The sequence below is a fragment of the Bacillus sp. DHT2 genome, from assembly GCF_026241455.1.
Taxonomy (GTDB): domain Bacteria; phylum Bacillota; class Bacilli; order Bacillales; family Bacillaceae_G; genus Bacillus_A; species Bacillus_A pseudomycoides.
Genome location: NZ_JAPHWH010000032.1, coordinates 1 through 15122 on the forward strand (window position 1 = coordinate 1; position 15122 = coordinate 15122).

The 15122-nt window shown below is 37.1% G+C and carries 16 protein-coding genes, 1 tRNA gene, 1 rRNA gene, 1 other RNA gene and 1 other annotated feature; of the genes, 4 read left to right on the top strand and 15 right to left on the bottom strand.

The genetic code is table 11. The features are described 5' to 3' along the window. Window positions 1-252 precede the first annotated feature (252 nt). The 7 genes from ORL93_RS29820 to tadA all read right to left on the bottom strand — a co-directional run bounded on the left by ORL93_RS29820 (window position 253) and on the right by tadA (window position 4622). Entirely contained in the window at window positions 253-522 is a 270-nt protein-coding gene (locus ORL93_RS29820) for a pro-sigmaK processing inhibitor BofA family protein (protein ID WP_265960247.1), read from the bottom strand. A gap of 235 nt (window positions 523-757) precedes the next feature. Next, on the bottom strand, window positions 758-979 hold the full coding sequence (locus ORL93_RS29825) for a YaaL family protein (RefSeq protein WP_003194164.1): 222 nt from the start codon (window positions 977-979) through the stop codon (window positions 758-760). A 14-nt stretch (window positions 980-993) separates the two neighbouring features. Next, window positions 994-1590: a recombination protein RecR gene (recR, locus tag ORL93_RS29830; protein ID WP_003194165.1), complete on the bottom strand. Its 597-nt coding sequence runs from the start codon at window positions 1588-1590 to the stop codon at window positions 994-996. A 17-nt stretch (window positions 1591-1607) separates the two neighbouring features. Next, the gene (locus ORL93_RS29835; protein WP_006093062.1) at window positions 1608-1934 is read right to left on the bottom strand and encodes a YbaB/EbfC family nucleoid-associated protein; all 327 of its coding nucleotides are present in this window, start codon (window positions 1932-1934) and stop codon (window positions 1608-1610) included. A 25-nt stretch (window positions 1935-1959) separates the two neighbouring features. After that, entirely contained in the window at window positions 1960-3648 is a 1689-nt protein-coding gene (dnaX, locus tag ORL93_RS29840) for a DNA polymerase III subunit gamma/tau (RefSeq protein ID WP_097795821.1), read from the bottom strand. Window positions 3649-3781: 133 nt separating this feature from the next. Then, an RNA gene (ffs, locus tag ORL93_RS29845) (signal recognition particle sRNA large type) lies at window positions 3782-4046 on the bottom strand. Window positions 4047-4124: 78 nt separating this feature from the next. Beyond that, entirely contained in the window at window positions 4125-4622 is a 498-nt protein-coding gene (gene tadA / locus ORL93_RS29850; RefSeq protein WP_265960248.1) for a tRNA adenosine(34) deaminase TadA, read from the bottom strand. 332 nt (window positions 4623-4954) lie between these two features. On the opposite strand from tadA, the gene ORL93_RS29855 reads away from it, so the two are divergent. The 3 genes from ORL93_RS29855 (at window position 4955) to ORL93_RS29865 (ending at window position 6922) form a co-directional block, all read left to right on the top strand. Further along, entirely contained in the window at window positions 4955-5494 is a 540-nt protein-coding gene (locus ORL93_RS29855) for a cysteine hydrolase family protein (protein WP_003194175.1), read from the top strand. Window positions 5495-5615: 121 nt separating this feature from the next. Further along, entirely contained in the window at window positions 5616-6251 is a 636-nt protein-coding gene (locus ORL93_RS29860; RefSeq protein WP_018767818.1) for a deoxynucleoside kinase, read from the top strand. Between the two features lie 2 nt (window positions 6252-6253). Beyond that, window positions 6254-6922: a deoxynucleoside kinase gene (locus tag ORL93_RS29865; RefSeq protein WP_097795822.1), complete on the top strand. Its 669-nt coding sequence runs from the start codon at window positions 6254-6256 to the stop codon at window positions 6920-6922. 35 nt (window positions 6923-6957) lie between these two features. On the opposite strand, the gene ORL93_RS29870 is transcribed toward ORL93_RS29865, so the two are convergent. The 7 genes from ORL93_RS29870 to guaB all read right to left on the bottom strand — a co-directional run bounded on the left by ORL93_RS29870 (window position 6958) and on the right by guaB (window position 13881). Then, on the bottom strand, window positions 6958-7341 hold the full coding sequence (locus ORL93_RS29870; RefSeq protein WP_003205423.1) for a sigma factor-like helix-turn-helix DNA-binding protein: 384 nt from the start codon (window positions 7339-7341) through the stop codon (window positions 6958-6960). 167 nt (window positions 7342-7508) lie between these two features. Continuing rightward, window positions 7509-7601: transfer RNA gene (locus ORL93_RS29875), tRNA-Ser, on the bottom strand. Between the two features lie 136 nt (window positions 7602-7737). Further along, a complete protein-coding gene (serS, locus tag ORL93_RS29880) occupies window positions 7738-9012 on the bottom strand; it encodes a serine--tRNA ligase (protein WP_003194183.1) in 1275 nt (424 codons plus the stop codon). A gap of 50 nt (window positions 9013-9062) precedes the next feature. Next, window positions 9063-9284, bottom strand: a binding site (T-box leader). 54 nt (window positions 9285-9338) lie between these two features. Beyond that, window positions 9339-9929, bottom strand: a complete 591-nt coding sequence (gene pdxT / locus ORL93_RS29885; protein WP_003194184.1) for a pyridoxal 5'-phosphate synthase glutaminase subunit PdxT — start codon at window positions 9927-9929, stop codon at window positions 9339-9341. A 17-nt stretch (window positions 9930-9946) separates the two neighbouring features. Next, entirely contained in the window at window positions 9947-10834 is an 888-nt protein-coding gene (gene pdxS, locus ORL93_RS29890) for a pyridoxal 5'-phosphate synthase lyase subunit PdxS (protein WP_098160505.1), read from the bottom strand. Window positions 10835-10993: 159 nt separating this feature from the next. Further along, on the bottom strand, window positions 10994-12313 hold the full coding sequence (locus tag ORL93_RS29895) for a D-alanyl-D-alanine carboxypeptidase family protein (protein ID WP_097795817.1): 1320 nt from the start codon (window positions 12311-12313) through the stop codon (window positions 10994-10996). Between the two features lie 104 nt (window positions 12314-12417). Continuing rightward, window positions 12418-13881, bottom strand: coding sequence for an IMP dehydrogenase (guaB, locus tag ORL93_RS29900; RefSeq protein ID WP_018783552.1), 1464 nt, complete (start codon window positions 13879-13881; stop codon window positions 12418-12420). A 115-nt stretch (window positions 13882-13996) separates the two neighbouring features. Between guaB and ORL93_RS29905 the strand changes: the two genes are divergently transcribed. Continuing rightward, the gene (locus tag ORL93_RS29905) at window positions 13997-14992 is read left to right on the top strand and encodes a YaaC family protein (RefSeq protein ID WP_265960249.1); all 996 of its coding nucleotides are present in this window, start codon (window positions 13997-13999) and stop codon (window positions 14990-14992) included. A gap of 40 nt (window positions 14993-15032) precedes the next feature. Here ORL93_RS29905 and rrf read toward each other — a convergent pair. After that, window positions 15033-15122, bottom strand: a 5S ribosomal RNA gene (gene rrf, locus ORL93_RS29910); the annotation flags it as partial.

Here is a 15122-nt window from a genome sequence, read left to right on the forward strand (position 1 = left end):
CAGGATCAAACTCTCCAATAAAGTTAGTTTGTCTAGCATCTAAAATAAAAATTGACGTTTCACGTTGTTTGTTTCGTTTAGTTTTCAAAGTTCAACATCGCGTTTCAGCGACTTTTATAATATAACATTTCTCAATCACTTCGTCAACTTCTTTTTTCTTGTGTCGTTGACGACGCTTATTAATTTATCACATTAACAATTAATAAGTCAACACTATTTTCCACTTTTTTAAAATAAATGCCAAAATGTTATTCATCCTGGCATTATATATAATTTAATGATAACTAAAGCACAAATACCCGGTACCCCCAAAATGCTAGAAATAGAAGCTGTACCAATATTAATTGGAATATGAAAACCAAAATATGTTCCAATCACATTAACGGCAAACAATAATACTACACCTATCATTACTTTAACGAATATCTTTCCTATGAATTGCAACGGTTTCACCGAGGCGCCAAAAATCAGCAAAACAAATACCAAAGCAAGAATTCCACCAACAATCAATGTAGAGTTCATTTTCCCCCTCCTTATATAACCTATACACTCTATTTGTATGGGACAAGGAAACAAAAAATACCGTTCAATTATTTTAATCAGTGTGGAGATTCATCCCTACTAATTATTAGTTCTCACTGATCGGGATTTTACGAGCAATTGATCACTTATAATTCCGCTGCATTTTTAGATTGAGATTTCACCGCCCGAGAATAATAGTATAAAGAAAAGACCCTATTTTAAAAAACAGGGTCTTTTACCATTGCTCCATTTTTACAGGACGCCTTTTTGCTTCTTTTAGTAAGAAAAAGTATTTTGCTTCTGCTATTTTCAAAGAACATAGTACATCTTGAGATGGTTCGACACTTTGTTCTACCATCCTTTTTTGACGTAACCACTCATTCTTCACTTTTTCTAATGCAGCAATTAACTTATCATCATATTCTTTTCGCAACTTGCCCTTTTTTTGAAAAAACATTTTGATTTCTCCTCTTATATTTCTCTACGGCCTTCTAGAGCCTTCGATAGCGTTACTTCATCCGCATATTCTAAATCTCCACCAACGGGAAGACCATGCGCAATACGAGTCACTTTAATACCTGTCGGTTTTAAGAGGCGGGAAATATACATCGCTGTAGCTTCCCCTTCAATATTCGGGTTCGTTGCTAAAATAACTTCTTGTACAGTTTCATCTTGTAACCTTTTTAATAACTGTGGAATATTAATGTCCTCCGGTCCAATCCCCTCCATTGGTGAGATTGCACCACGAAGCACATGATAGACACCTTGATATTCTTTCATTTTTTCCATTGCGATTACATCTTTTGCTTCCTGTACAACACAAACAACCGATTGGTCACGATGTGAATCATCACAAATATAACAAGGATCACGATCTGTAATATGTCCACAAACAGAACAGTATGTTAAATTCCTCTTTGCATTTACAAGTGATTTAGCAAAATCTAATACGTCGTCTTCTTTCATATCTAACACGAAGAAAGCCAATCGGACTGCCGTTTTCGGACCAATCCCTGGCAACTTCATAAAGCTATCGATAAGCTTCGAAATCGGTTCTGGATAATGCATATATCAATATCCTCCTACTAGAACATTCCACCTGGTAAGTTTAAGCCTTTTGTGAATTGCCCCATTGTAGAGTTTGAAAGTTCCTCAGCTTGCTTAAGCGCATCATTTGTTGCAGCTAACACAAGGTCTTGTAACATTTCGATATCTTCTGGGTCTACAACTTCTTCTTTAATTTTCACTTCAAGAATTTGCTTGTGACCATTTACAATAACGGTAACCATTCCGCCGCCAGCTGTACCTTCAACTGTTCTTTCACCAAGTTCCTCTTGTGCTTTCGCCATTTGCTTTTGCATTTTTTGCATTTGTTTCATCATGTTATTCATATTTCCCATTCCGCCACGCATCATAATAAATTCCTCCTAATTGTTGTTATTCTTTTATTTCAATAAGTTGTTGCCCTACTAATTTTACCGCCTCTTCTACGAGAGGATCTACTTTTTGTTCCGCAGCTTCTTCTGAATTCCCACCTTCACGTTGTAAAAATTCTTCGCGAATTTTCCCCCACTCACTCTTTGGAATTGCAATCATATTCAACCTTTTACTCAACAATTCAAAAAGAATTTGTTCTACGGTATCCATTGCATCACGATTTTCACTTGCCATTTTGCAATGTATCTCATATTGGAAAGCTAACACGTAAGAATCTTCAGAAGCTGCAACTGGTTCACTATTCTCTAATAATACAGCAAACGCTACTTTATTATAGGATTTAAGTCTTCCTAACAACTCACCCCATATACCTTTTAATTGCTCTAAATCTTGGCGTTTCGCTTGCTTTAATACTTCATGTACCCGTCCAACAGGTATTTTCATACTCCCTGTCCGCACAGGTTTTGGCGTTGTACGTGTCTCTCTTACTTCCTGTTGCGCACCAGCTGGCACACCATTCTTCTTCACATATTCTAGTTCTTTTTCTAGTTGTTGCATTCTATTCATAATTGCTTGCAAACGGTCTGCACCATTCGTCTGCACCATAAATTGCTGGCAAAGTTGCACCATAACAACTTCTAAGAAAATCCGCGGATGATTTGTCCACTTCATCTCCTGTTGCCCCTTACTGAGCGTATGAATAATTTCATAAATCATCTCAGGTTGCATCGCTTCACTTAGCATACGGAACTGGTCATCTACAATTACCCGTTCTAACATATGTTCCAATTGTGGTGAAGTTTGATATAAGAGCATATCACGATAATAGTAAATGAAATCTTCCATAAAACGAACTGGGTCTTTTCCTTTACTCATCATATCATCAATAATACGCAATGCTCTTGATACATCATTCTCGCGTATGCATTCTACAAGGTTACCTAAATATTGTTGAGAAACAGAACCTGTTACCGCTAAGACATCTTCAGTCGTAACTACTTCATCGCTATAAGAAATAGCTTGGTCGATCAGACTGAGTGCATCACGCATACCACCCTCAGCAGCACGCGCAACAATTTGTAATGCTTCATCTTCTACCTTTGTACCTTCATTTGTAACAACCGTCGCTAATCTCTCTACAATATCATGTACTGATATCTTCCGAAATTCAAAACGTTGACAGCGTGAAATGATTGTAGGTGGGATTTTATGAGGCTCTGTAGTCGCTAAAATAAAGATAACATGTTGTGGTGGTTCTTCTAACGTCTTTAAAAGCGCATTAAAAGCTCCCATAGAAAGCATGTGGACCTCATCAATAATGTATACTTTATATCTCACTGCACTTGGGGCATACTTTACTTTATCTCTTATATCTCGAATTTCATCTACACCGTTATTTGAAGCCGCATCAATTTCTAATACATCCGAAATAGACCCTTGTGTAATGCCTAAACACGCAGGGCATTCATTACAAGGTTCAGCTACTGGAGCATGCTCACAGTTAATTGTCTTTGCAAATACTTTTGCAATTGTCGTTTTACCTGTTCCTCTCGGGCCTGAAAATAAATAAGCATGCGAAGCTTTCTCTTGAAGAAGGGCATTTTGCAACGTTTTTGTTACGTGCTTTTGACCGACTACATCTTCAAAATTTTGCGGTCTCCATGTTCGGTATAACGCTTGGTATGACACGAAAATACGGCCTCCCTCAAAGGTTATTATCTTGTATATTATAACCCATTCTGTTTATAGATTCCAAAAGTTATTTTCTATACAAAAAACCCACCTCTTTATATAAGGTGAGTTTTGTATACATATATAACTGCCGTGCACCTTCTGTCGATTACGTACCATAAGCGTTACTTAAGCAGTTAGCTCGGTTCAGGCACTCCTGCGGCACACGAGAAAACCCGCTTATTGCTGCTTCCTTCCGGACCTGACAAGGTTCACGGGGTCCCGTTGCGCAGGACCCAAACGTCAACACCACTTACTTAAGGCAGGCCTTACAGTAACATAACCTCGAGAAGGGATTCGGCCTCGCTAGAGCGGATTGCGAGTACAGGGCACCGCTACCTCCCCGCTTAGCACGGCAAAGTTAAAACCAATATTCGGTTGCCTTAATGAAGGCAATATCAGTATAACTTGTTTCTTCATAAATTGCAAATATGTTAAGCACCTGTATTTTTATCCAATTTTTCCTTCTTCTCTTTCCTTCTTTTACGAAGCTCTCTAAAAAAATTCGTTAACAACATGCCACATTCTTCTTCCATCACACCAGATACTACTTCACATTGGTGATTAAAACGCTCGTCCGTTAAAAGGTTCATTAAAGTGCCTGCACATCCACCCTTTGGATCACTTGCACCATATACGACACGTTTTACACGGGATAACACAATTCCACCTGCGCACATTGGACATGGTTCTAATGTAACGTATAACGTTGCATTTTCTAAACGCCACGTACCTAACTTTTTACAAGCTTCATCTATAGCTAATAACTCTGCATGAGCAATTGATCGTTGCTCTGTTTCTCTTAAATTGTGAGCAATGCTGATTACTTCCCCACCGAGTACAATAACAGCTCCAATCGGAACTTCTTGTATTTCTTCAGCTTTCTTCGCTTCTTCTATTGCAAGCTGCATAAAATAAATATCTTGTTCCATAATACAGTCCTCTCATTACGAATAAAGTATTATAACCCTTTACTACTATATCAATCCATTTTGATTTTTGGACATATAATCCCCCGCTACGCAGAACAAAAAGTAAACTCCACTCATTTTATCCTTTTGTTTTCACTTGACATGGCGTAGGAAAAGGATCTGACCGCTTCTACCTATGATCGGATTCTCTCTCCAGCCCAAAAAGGAAGGTTTTATGTCAGTTTTTCAATTTATATTTATATACATACTATTCAATTACACTTCTCCTTACAGATACGGGATAACTTTCACACATTCAATCCACTCTAAAGAAAAAGGAAGGGTGATTACATATGAAAAATACCGCATTGCTCATTATTGACATGATTAACGACTTCCAATTCTCTCATGGACCAACCCTTGCACAAAAATGTCAAATAATTATAGAGCCTATTTTACACTTAAAACGAACAATGAAAATGAATGGTTATCCTGTTATTTATATTAACGATCATTATCAACTATGGAGAGCTGATATCGATCAACTTATTACTCATTGTACAAATGATTATAGCAAAAATATTATACAAGCAATCGCTCCCGGGGCAGATGATTATGTGTTTATTAAACCACATTATTCAGCATTTTATGAAACTCCCTTAAATTCTTTATTAGGACATTTAAAAGTTGAAAAACTTATCATAACAGGGATTGCAGGAAACATCTGCATCCTTTTTACAGCCAATGACGCTCATATGAGGAACTATACTCTATATGTACCTCAAGATTGCACTGCTTCTAACTCTGATCAAGATAATAAACACGCTTTAAAAATAATGGAAACAACATTAAAGGCAAATATTACACCCTCTTTTCAATTAAAACTTGAATAGCATGCATCGATTTCCCAACTTTTTATGACAAATTAGTCCGCTTGCTTCCCTCTTGTGCTACAATAATTCTGTTTTGTGCTTTGTATTTACAGGAAATTATGAATTGAAAGGAGGAAACAGCGTGACCGGAGTACCATTTATTACGGTCGAAGGACCTATCGGTGTTGGAAAAACTTCACTAGCGAAGGAAATTTCAACTCACATGCAACTCCATTTATTAAAAGAGATTGTCGATGAAAATCCTTTCTTAGGGAAATTTTATGAAAACATTGAAGAATGGAGTTTTCAAACAGAAATGTTCTTTCTTTGCAATCGCTATAAACAATTGGAAGACATTAATATAAAATACTTGAGTCAGCGTAAACCAGTGGTAGCAGATTATCATATACTTAAAAATTTAATTTTTGCATCTCGCTCATTAAAAGACGCTCAATATGACAAGTACATGCAAATTTATCGTATTCTTACGCAAGATATGCCCGTACCAAATGTCATTGTATATTTAACAGCAAGTCTAGAAACATTACAAAAACGAATTGCAATGCGTGGACGTGAATTTGAGAAAAACATGGATCCAAATTACTTACTACAACTTACTAAAGATTATGAAACGGCAATGGATGCTTTTAAAAAGGACCATCCTGATATTCCAGTATTAAAATTCAATGGAGATAACATGGATTTCGTGAAGAACAGTGACGATCTAAATGTAATTTTATCCACTCTCCAAAATACACTCTTAAAGGGGACGAAATAGCAATGAATTTAAGGCAAAAGTATGATATACCAAATGATGCAGTAATTACAATTGCTGGTACAGTTGGCGTTGGTAAATCAACTATGACAACCGCACTTGCCAATGCTTTAGGTTACCGAACATCATTTGAAAAAGTAGATTCAAATCCATATTTAGATAAGTTCTATGCTGATTTCACGCGCTGGAGCTTTCACTTACAAGTTTATTTTTTAGCAGAAAGATTTAAAGAACAAAAAAGAATTTTCGAATACGGCGGTGGCTTTGTACAGGATCGTTCTATCTATGAAGATACTGGCATTTTTGCGAAAATGCATCACGAAAAAGGAACAATGACAGAAACAGATTATGAAACATACAAAGGGTTATTCGATGCAATGGTTATGACACCTTACTTCCCGCACCCAGACTTATTAATCTATCTAGAAGGTTCTTTTGATGATATTGTCAGTCGTATTCAAGAACGTGGTCGCCCTATGGAACAACAAACTCCAATTGAGTATTGGCGAGAAATGCACGGACGTTATGAAAACTGGATTAATAACTTTAATTCATGTCCTGTCCTACGCTTAAATATTAATGAATACGATATTTTAAAAGATGAAGACTCAATTGAACCAATTATTAAGAAAATTGGTCATTTCTTAAAACAAACACGTAAGCTTGTAAAATAAAAAACCCGTGCGAATGCACGGGTTTTCCTATTAACTTACTTTTTCTTTTTCGTTGGAGCAATAATTTCGCTCTCTGGTTTCCCAGCATTAATACGCTGACGAACCGTACTTGTACTAATATCATATGTCTCAGCAATTTCTTTAACGGTCATTTCTTTTCCATTAATGATTGCTGTTAATACTTTACCAGTACGTTTTGGAGCTACTTCTTTTTTTGTAGTTTGTTTCGGTGCTTCTACTTTTCTCAATTCTTTCTTCACATTACAAGTACAACCGCAAAGTTTACGGAATGTATCATCACTTATAATGCGTGATACGTTTGCACCACTATTTAAAATTCTATTGTTCTTACAGACTGGACATTGTACATAGTATAAAGTTTTTCCATCTAAAGGAAACGTTTGTATAATAAGATCCATGTTGACTCCTTTCATATCTATGAAGATAATCATCGGAATATGAGTGTTTCATAAGGCGTTTTCCCGCCTTACATCATACTTTCTGATTGGTTTTAAAATAAAAACTCGTTACGTGTTGGTAACGAGTTCTCCAATCTCCACTTATATGCGCTGTTGTCAATTATATCTGGAGGAGGTAGAGGGATTCGAACCCCCGCGCGACTCTCGCCGCCTGTCGGTTTTCAAGACCGATCCCTTCAGCCAGACTTGGGTATACCTCCATATTGACATCAAATATAATATCAAAAGAAAAACAGTTAGTCAAGTACACTATAATAAATTATAGGAAAAGGAAAAAACAATCTCCTTTTCCTACATTTTTTTACTGACAACACTCATACCGATGAAAGTTTCAATTTATTTAATAACTGTTTTTCCTCCCATATAAGGGCGAAGAACTTCTGGAATTATAATTGTACCATCTTCTTGTTGATAGTTTTCTAAAACAGCTGCAACTGTACGTCCAATTGCAAGTCCAGATCCATTTAGTGTATGAACAGGTTCTGGTTTTGCATTCGGCTCACGACGGAAGCGAATATTCGCACGTCTTGCTTGGAATGCTTCGAAGTTACTACAAGAAGAAATCTCACGATACGTGCCATAGCTTGGAATCCATACTTCAATATCGTATTTCTTCGCTGCTGTAAATCCTAAATCTCCTGTACACATGCTCATAACACGATATGGTAGACCTAATAATTGTAACACGCGTTCCGCATCATTTGTTAATTTTTCTAATTCTTCATAAGAATCTTCTGGTTTAACAAATTTCACAAGCTCAACTTTATTAAATTGATGCTGACGGATTAAACCACGTGTATCGCGTCCAGCTGATCCTGCTTCAGAACGGAAACAAGAGCTAAATGCTGCATAACGAATTGGTAATTGCTCTGAACTTAAGATTTCGTCACGGTGCATGTTTGTTACAGGAACCTCAGCTGTAGGAATTAAGAAGTAATCTTCACTCTCAATACGGAACGCATCTTCTTCAAACTTTGGAAGTTGTCCCGTTCCTGTCATACTTGCACGGTTTACCATATACGGAGGTAAAACTTCTTCATATCCATGTTCATCAGTATGAAGATCCAGCATAAAGCTAATTAAAGCACGTTCTAATCTTGCACCTGCACCTTTATAAAATACAAAGCGGCTTCCCGTTACTTTAGCAGCACGCTCAAAATCTAAAATTCCTAAATCAGTTGCAAGATCCCAGTGAGGTTTTGGTTCAAAGTTAAATTCTTTTACTTCTCCCCAAGTACGCGCTACCACGTTATCATCTTCTGTTTCGCCAATTGGTGCAGACTCATGTGGGATATTTGGAATAGAAAGCATTAATCTCTCTAAATCTTCTTCAACTATACGAAGTTCGTTATCAAAATCCTTTACTTTTTCCCCTACTTCACGCATCTCTAAAATTAATGCCTCTGCATCTTTCTTTTCACGCTTTAACACAGAGATTTGTTGAGACACTTCATTACGTTTACTTTTCAATTCCTCTGTTTGAACAAGTAGCTCTCTTCTTCTTGTATCTAATTCTTCAAAACGACCGAAATCAGTTAAATCTTCACCTCTATGCTGTAACTTTGCTTTTACTTCTTCAAAATTCGCACGTAAAAATTTAATATCAAGCATTATATATTCCTCCTTTTATTTTATAAAACACAAAAACTCCCGTCCCTGTAAAAAGGGACGGGAGTTAACCCGCGTTGCCACCCTAGTTGAAAGCAATATTGCTTTCCTCTCAAGTAGAAATAACGACTCTTCACCGGAAATGTTTACTAATCATAAAGATATTCCACATTTCATTCCAGGATGGATTCACAAACTGTTTCTATCGGTTTCCACCAGCCACCGACTCTCTATAAGAAACAACATTTGTTACTACTTCCTATCAACACGTTTATTTTATAAAATTGTTACCATCAATTTACTATAATCTTACACAAGTTGCAAGTTACTTATACAACTTTTTTCATTTTCTCCTCTTTCACCATCTGTACAAAATATGCTGTAACACGATGGTCATCCGTTAACTCCGGATGGAAAGAAGCTGCTAAAAATGGTCCTTGTCTTACTGCTACCATTCGGTCATTGTGCATAGAAAGAATTTCTACGTTATCCCCTACACTTACAACGTATGGCGCACGAATAAATACACCAATAAAGTCTTCCCCTACACCTTTTATCGAAAGGGAAGCTTCGAAGCTATCCTTTTGGCGTCCAAACGCATTACGTTCAACTGTAATATCCATAGCACCGATGTGGGATTCTTCATAACCAATAAGATTGTTTGCAAGTAAAATCATACCTGCACACGTACCGAACATTGGTTTACCAGATTTCGCAAATTCACGAAGTGCCCCCATAAAATCGTACTTATCAATAAGACGGCGCATTGTTGTACTTTCACCGCCTGGTAAAATAAGACCATCAATTTCTTCAAGTTGCTCCACACGCTTTACAATTACAGCATCTGCACCACTTGCTTCAACTGCCTTTACATGTTCGCGAACAGCTCCTTGAAGACCTAATACACCGACTTTAACCATTTGAAAATCTCCTTTAATTACCAACCGCGTTCTTGCATGCGTTGTTCTGGTAATAATGTTGAAATTTCGACACCTTTCATTGCAGTACCTAATCCTTTAGAAAGGCTTGCAATTAGCTCATAATCTTCGTAATGTGTCGTTGCTTCAACAATAGCACGTGCAAATTTTTCTGGGTTTTCTGATTTGAAGATACCAGATCCTACGAACACACCATCTGCACCAAGTTGCATCATTAATGCAGCATCTGCCGGCGTTGCTACACCACCTGCTGCAAAGTTTACAACTGGTAGGCGACCAAGACGTTTGATTTCAAGTAATACTTCATAAGGAGCTCCAGTATTTTTTGCATATGTCATTAATTCGTCTTCACGTAGGCTTACAACTTGATGGATTTCTGCGTTTACTTGACGCATATGACGTACTGCTTCTACAATGTTCCCTGTTCCAGGCTCGCCTTTTGTACGAAGCATAGATGCACCTTCTGCAATACGACGCGCTGCTTCTCCAATATCACGACATCCACATACAAATGGAACAGTGTAATCACGTTTATTTAAATGATATACTTCATCAGCTGGAGTTAATACTTCACTCTCATCAATGTAGTCTACCCCTAATGATTCCAGTATACGTGCTTCCACGAGGTGACCAATACGGCATTTTGCCATAACTGGAATTGATACAGCACCCATAACTTCTTCAACAATTGTTGGATCTGCCATACGTGCAACGCCACCTGCTGCACGAATATCTGCAGGAACGCGCTCTAGTGCCATAACAGCAACCGCGCCCGCTTCCTCTGCAATTCTTGCTTGCTCAGCGTTAACTACGTCCATGATAACGCCGCCTTTTTGCATTTCTGCCATTCCACGTTTTACACGTTCTGTCCCTGTTACATTTGTCATGTACAAAAACCTCCCTAGGTGAATTGCTTTTCCCCATTAACGGCGAAAATTGAGAATACTCTTACATTCTACCACTAACTATTAGAGGCTTGTCCACTACTTTTTCATAAAGTCGGTATGAAAAATAGGAATAAAAAAAGCTCCTACAACGAGGAGCTCTTAAAACCAACCTTTTACTGTATCAACAGCACTGTTCCAAATACCACTAAAGAAAGAACCGATACCACGCATAGAACGTACAAACCAGTTTGCCTTTTCTACTTCTGATTTTGTAATAAGATCTACTTGTAATGATTTACCTGATAGGAATCCAGGGTCATTATTATCTTTAGGTGATATAATCATTTGACCAAGTGTTGTACCTTTTTTAATTGGTGCTTCTTTATCTTTGCTTACGTCTTTAAATTCTGTTTTATAGACGTCTTTACTTCCTTTTAACATCGGAAGCGCAATTGCTTGTTTAGTCTGAATTGTTACATCTTTATCTTTCGCATTTTCTACTCGTACAGTTTCATGTCCTTTTACCGCAGATCCTTTTGGATATACCTTTTTCACTTCAAAGTTTGTAAAACCGTAATCAAACAATTTCTTTGTTTCGTCAAAACGTGCTGTATGAGAATTTGTTTTAATAACGACAGAAATTAAACGCATACCATTTCTTTCAGCTGTACCCGTAAAACAATCTCCAGCTTCCGGAGTAGATCCTGTTTTCAAACCATCTACACCTTCATATTCCTTAACTAATCCTTTTAGCATCCAATTCCAGTTATCCATTTTAACAGGATATTTTCCACCTTCTTGGAATACTTTTTTCGGAATTTTAGCTGTTTCTAATACTTTTGGAAAATCTTGAATAAGATATTGTGCTAAAATTGCACAATCTCTAGCAGACATTTTATTTTCCTCGTCTGGAGTTGTACCTTCAGGTTGTTGTCCTTTTAAATCATGATTTGTTAAGCCAGTAGAGTTTACGAATTTATAATTCTTCAATCCAAGCTCTTTTGCTTTATCATTCATCATTTTTACGAAATCTGCTTCTTTACCTGCAATTGCTTCAGCTAAAGCAATTGTTGCTCCATTTGCAGAATAAATTGCCATCGCTTCATATAGCTCTTTTACCGTGTAAGAGCCACCATTTTCTAATGGAACGTTTGATAATGAGCGATCTTGTGAAATCATATGTGCGTATTCAGAAACTTTTACCTTTTGGTCCCACTTAAGTTTTCCTTTAGTCACCGCTTCATTAACTAAGTATTCACTCATCATTTTTGTCATACTAGCAATCGCTAATAATTCATCTGCATTTTTTTGATATAAAATTTTTCCGGAATCTGCTTCTACTAAAATTGCTGCTCCTGCTTCAACATTTAAAGCAGCACCTGTTTCTGCCGATGCACTACCATATGTAACAAACATGCTACAAAATAGTGTAAGCACTGTTACCATTGCAATAAATCGCTTGCAAAACATACCTTTCACTTTTGTTACCCCCAATATCTTTGTACTCACATAACCGTTATTCTAACATAATCAAAAAAAAATAGACAGAGATATCAAATCTCCATCTATTTACATATAAGACATTATAAAGAGTAATTTGGTGCCTCTTTTGTAATTTGTACGTGATGTGGGTGACTTTCACGTAAACCAGCACCTGACATACGAATAAATTGTGCATTCTCACGTAAGAATTCTAAGTCATTTGCTCCGCAATACCCCATACCTGCACGTAAACCACCAACTAATTGGTGAACTGTATCAGCTAAAGGTCCTTTATATGGCACACGGCCTTCGATACCTTCTGGAACAAGTTTTTTATTACCTTCTTGGAAGTAACGATCTTTACTTCCTTTTTCCATTGCTCCAACAGAACCCATACCACGATACACTTTAAATTGGCGACCTTGGTAAATTTCAGTTTCTCCTGGACTTTCAGCTACACCAGCAAACATACTACCAAGCATTACAACGTGTGCACCTGCTGCTAAAGCTTTTACCATATCACCAGAGTATTTAATACCACCATCAGCAATGACTGGAATACCGTGCTTACGAGCTTCTGTCGCACAATCATATACAGCTGTTAATTGTGGTACACCAACACCAGCTACAACGCGTGTTGTACAAATAGAACCTGGTCCAATACCAACTTTGATAACATTTGCACCTGCTTCAATTAATGCGCGTGTCGCTTCAGCTGTGGCAACGTTACCTGCAATAATATTTAGTGTTGGGTACTTCGCACGAACTTCTTTCACCTTCTCAATAACACCTTGAGAATGTCCATGAGCTGTATCAAGTACAATTACGTCTACATTTGCTTTTACTAATGCATCGATACGAAGAATAGCGTCTGCAGTTACACCAACTGCTGCTCCAACTAACAAACGACCTTGCTTGTCTTTTGCTGAGTTTGGAAACTCAATTACTTTTTCAATATCTTTAATTGTGATAAGCCCTTGTAATACACCGTTATTATCAACAAGAGGGAGCTTTTCAATTTTATATTTCTGTAGGATCTTTTCAGCTTCTTCTAGCGTAGTGCCAACTGGAGCTGTAATCAACTTTTCTTTTGTCATTACATCGGAAATTTTAATAGAGTAGTCTTGAATAAAACGCATATCACGGTTTGTAATAATACCAACTAATTTTTGCTCTTCTAAGTTATTTACAATTGGTACACCTGAGATACGATATTTTCCCATAAGATGCTCTGCATCATATACTTGATGATCTGGAGTTAAAAAGAAAGGATCTGAAATAACGCCGCTTTCAGAGCGTTTTACTTTATCAACCTGCTCAGCTTGTTGCTCGATAGACATATTCTTATGAATAACTCCTAAACCACCTTGACGTGCCATTGCAATAGCCATATCAGCTTCTGTTACTGTATCCATTCCTGCGCTAATTAAGGGAATGTTTAACTGCAAGCTTTCAGATAGAACTGTCTTAACACTTACTTCTCTTGGCAATACATCTGACTTCGCTGGTACAAGTAATACATCATCGAATGTCAAACCTTCTTTAACAAATTTAGATTCCCACATAATTGTTCCCCCCATGATACCAGAAATTATTATTAGTAGCTTAACAATTGGTTAAAATACTGTCAAGAAAGTGCGTAAATGTTAGAATTTTCAGATAATAAAAGGAGCGTAATATATGCATCATACATCTCATACTTGGCAGCAATTAAGTTTCTTTTTTTCATCCCAACATGTACAGCGTTATCTTGCCCGCTGTTATGAAAAATTACCTATTGAAAACGCTGAAAAAAAAAGCTTCGAAAATTGTTACCCTTTTATTTATTACTTAGAGCACGGAAAAAGTTATTATGAATTATGTAAAACTGCACCTTTTTCAATCCAACCTATGCTGTTATTTTATGGAATGAGTCAACTTTTAAAAGCATGCTTATTAACTGTTGATCCTAACTATCCAGAAACAACAACAGTTTTGGCACATGGAGTAACAACACGTAAACGAAAAAAACAAGGATATCAGTTTTTAGAGGATGAGGTTAAAGTGCAGAAGAATGGATTATTCACCCATGTTGCAGAACGGATGTTTCACATGAAACACTTGGAGGCCGAGAAATTTATTATGTTAGAACTAATGGGGAAAATCCCCGAATTAGAAACCTTATTCCAGTATAGTCAAAAAGAGAAAATGTTATATAAGGTTCATACGGTAGACGAACATCATATTTCATTTTCTTCCAACATACTTGATCGTCTACATATGACGAAAGAGCGTTTTTCTCGTTACATAGAAACATCTTGTAAACATCTCAGTATACAGTACACGCCAAGTGAAACCTTTAAATCTGATCTACTATTCTCAGCTTCCACTAAAACATGGAACCCTTTGTACAGTACACCTTTATCTTTTGATTGCAATACCAGCACTTACTATTTGCCAATAACTAAAGACGTAAGAAGCTGTAAATTATTCTTACCAGAACCACTCATACATTATTTATTGCTCTACAATTTAAGCATGATTTCTCGCTACGAGACCGACTGGTGGTACGACTTATTAGGAAGCTATGCCTCCGAAGATTACCCATTTATTTATCAATTTTTAGGAATCTCTACAAAGAAAATCCCTTACTATGTTTTACTGTTTTTACTAGGTCAACAATTCCCTATTTCTTAGGAAATAAAAAAGCACGAGTCAAATGACTCGTGCTTTAATTGCTTGGCGACGTCCTACTCTCACAGGGACAAGGTCCCAACTACCATCGGCGCTAGAGAGCTTAACTTCCGTGTTCGGTATGGGAACGGGT

Coding starts and splice junctions, on each gene's coding strand:
- recR (WP_003194165.1), bottom strand. CDS start 1,590: ATGCATTATCCAGAACCGATTTCGAAGCTTATCGATAGCTTTATGAAG.
- ORL93_RS29820 (WP_265960247.1), bottom strand. CDS start 522: ATGAACTCTACATTGATTGTTGGTGGAATTCTTGCTTTGGTATTTGTT.
- pdxS (WP_098160505.1), bottom strand. CDS start 10,834: ATGACAAATGTAACAGGGACAGAACGTGTAAAACGTGGAATGGCAGAA.
- ORL93_RS29825 (WP_003194164.1), bottom strand. CDS start 979: ATGTTTTTTCAAAAAAAGGGCAAGTTGCGAAAAGAATATGATGATAAG.
- guaB (WP_018783552.1), bottom strand. CDS start 13,881: ATGTGGGAATCTAAATTTGTTAAAGAAGGTTTGACATTCGATGATGTA.
- ORL93_RS29870 (WP_003205423.1), bottom strand. CDS start 7,341: ATGGATCTTATTATACAAACGTTTCCTTTAGATGGAAAAACTTTATAC.
- ORL93_RS29865 (WP_097795822.1), top strand. CDS start 6,254: ATGAATTTAAGGCAAAAGTATGATATACCAAATGATGCAGTAATTACA.
- pdxT (WP_003194184.1), bottom strand. CDS start 9,929: ATGGTTAAAGTCGGTGTATTAGGTCTTCAAGGAGCTGTTCGCGAACAT.
- ORL93_RS29835 (WP_006093062.1), bottom strand. CDS start 1,934: ATGCGTGGCGGAATGGGAAATATGAATAACATGATGAAACAAATGCAA.
- ORL93_RS29855 (WP_003194175.1), top strand. CDS start 4,955: ATGAAAAATACCGCATTGCTCATTATTGACATGATTAACGACTTCCAA.
- tadA (WP_265960248.1), bottom strand. CDS start 4,622: ATGGAACAAGATATTTATTTTATGCAGCTTGCAATAGAAGAAGCGAAG.
- serS (WP_003194183.1), bottom strand. CDS start 9,012: ATGCTTGATATTAAATTTTTACGTGCGAATTTTGAAGAAGTAAAAGCA.
- ORL93_RS29905 (WP_265960249.1), top strand. CDS start 13,997: ATGCATCATACATCTCATACTTGGCAGCAATTAAGTTTCTTTTTTTCA.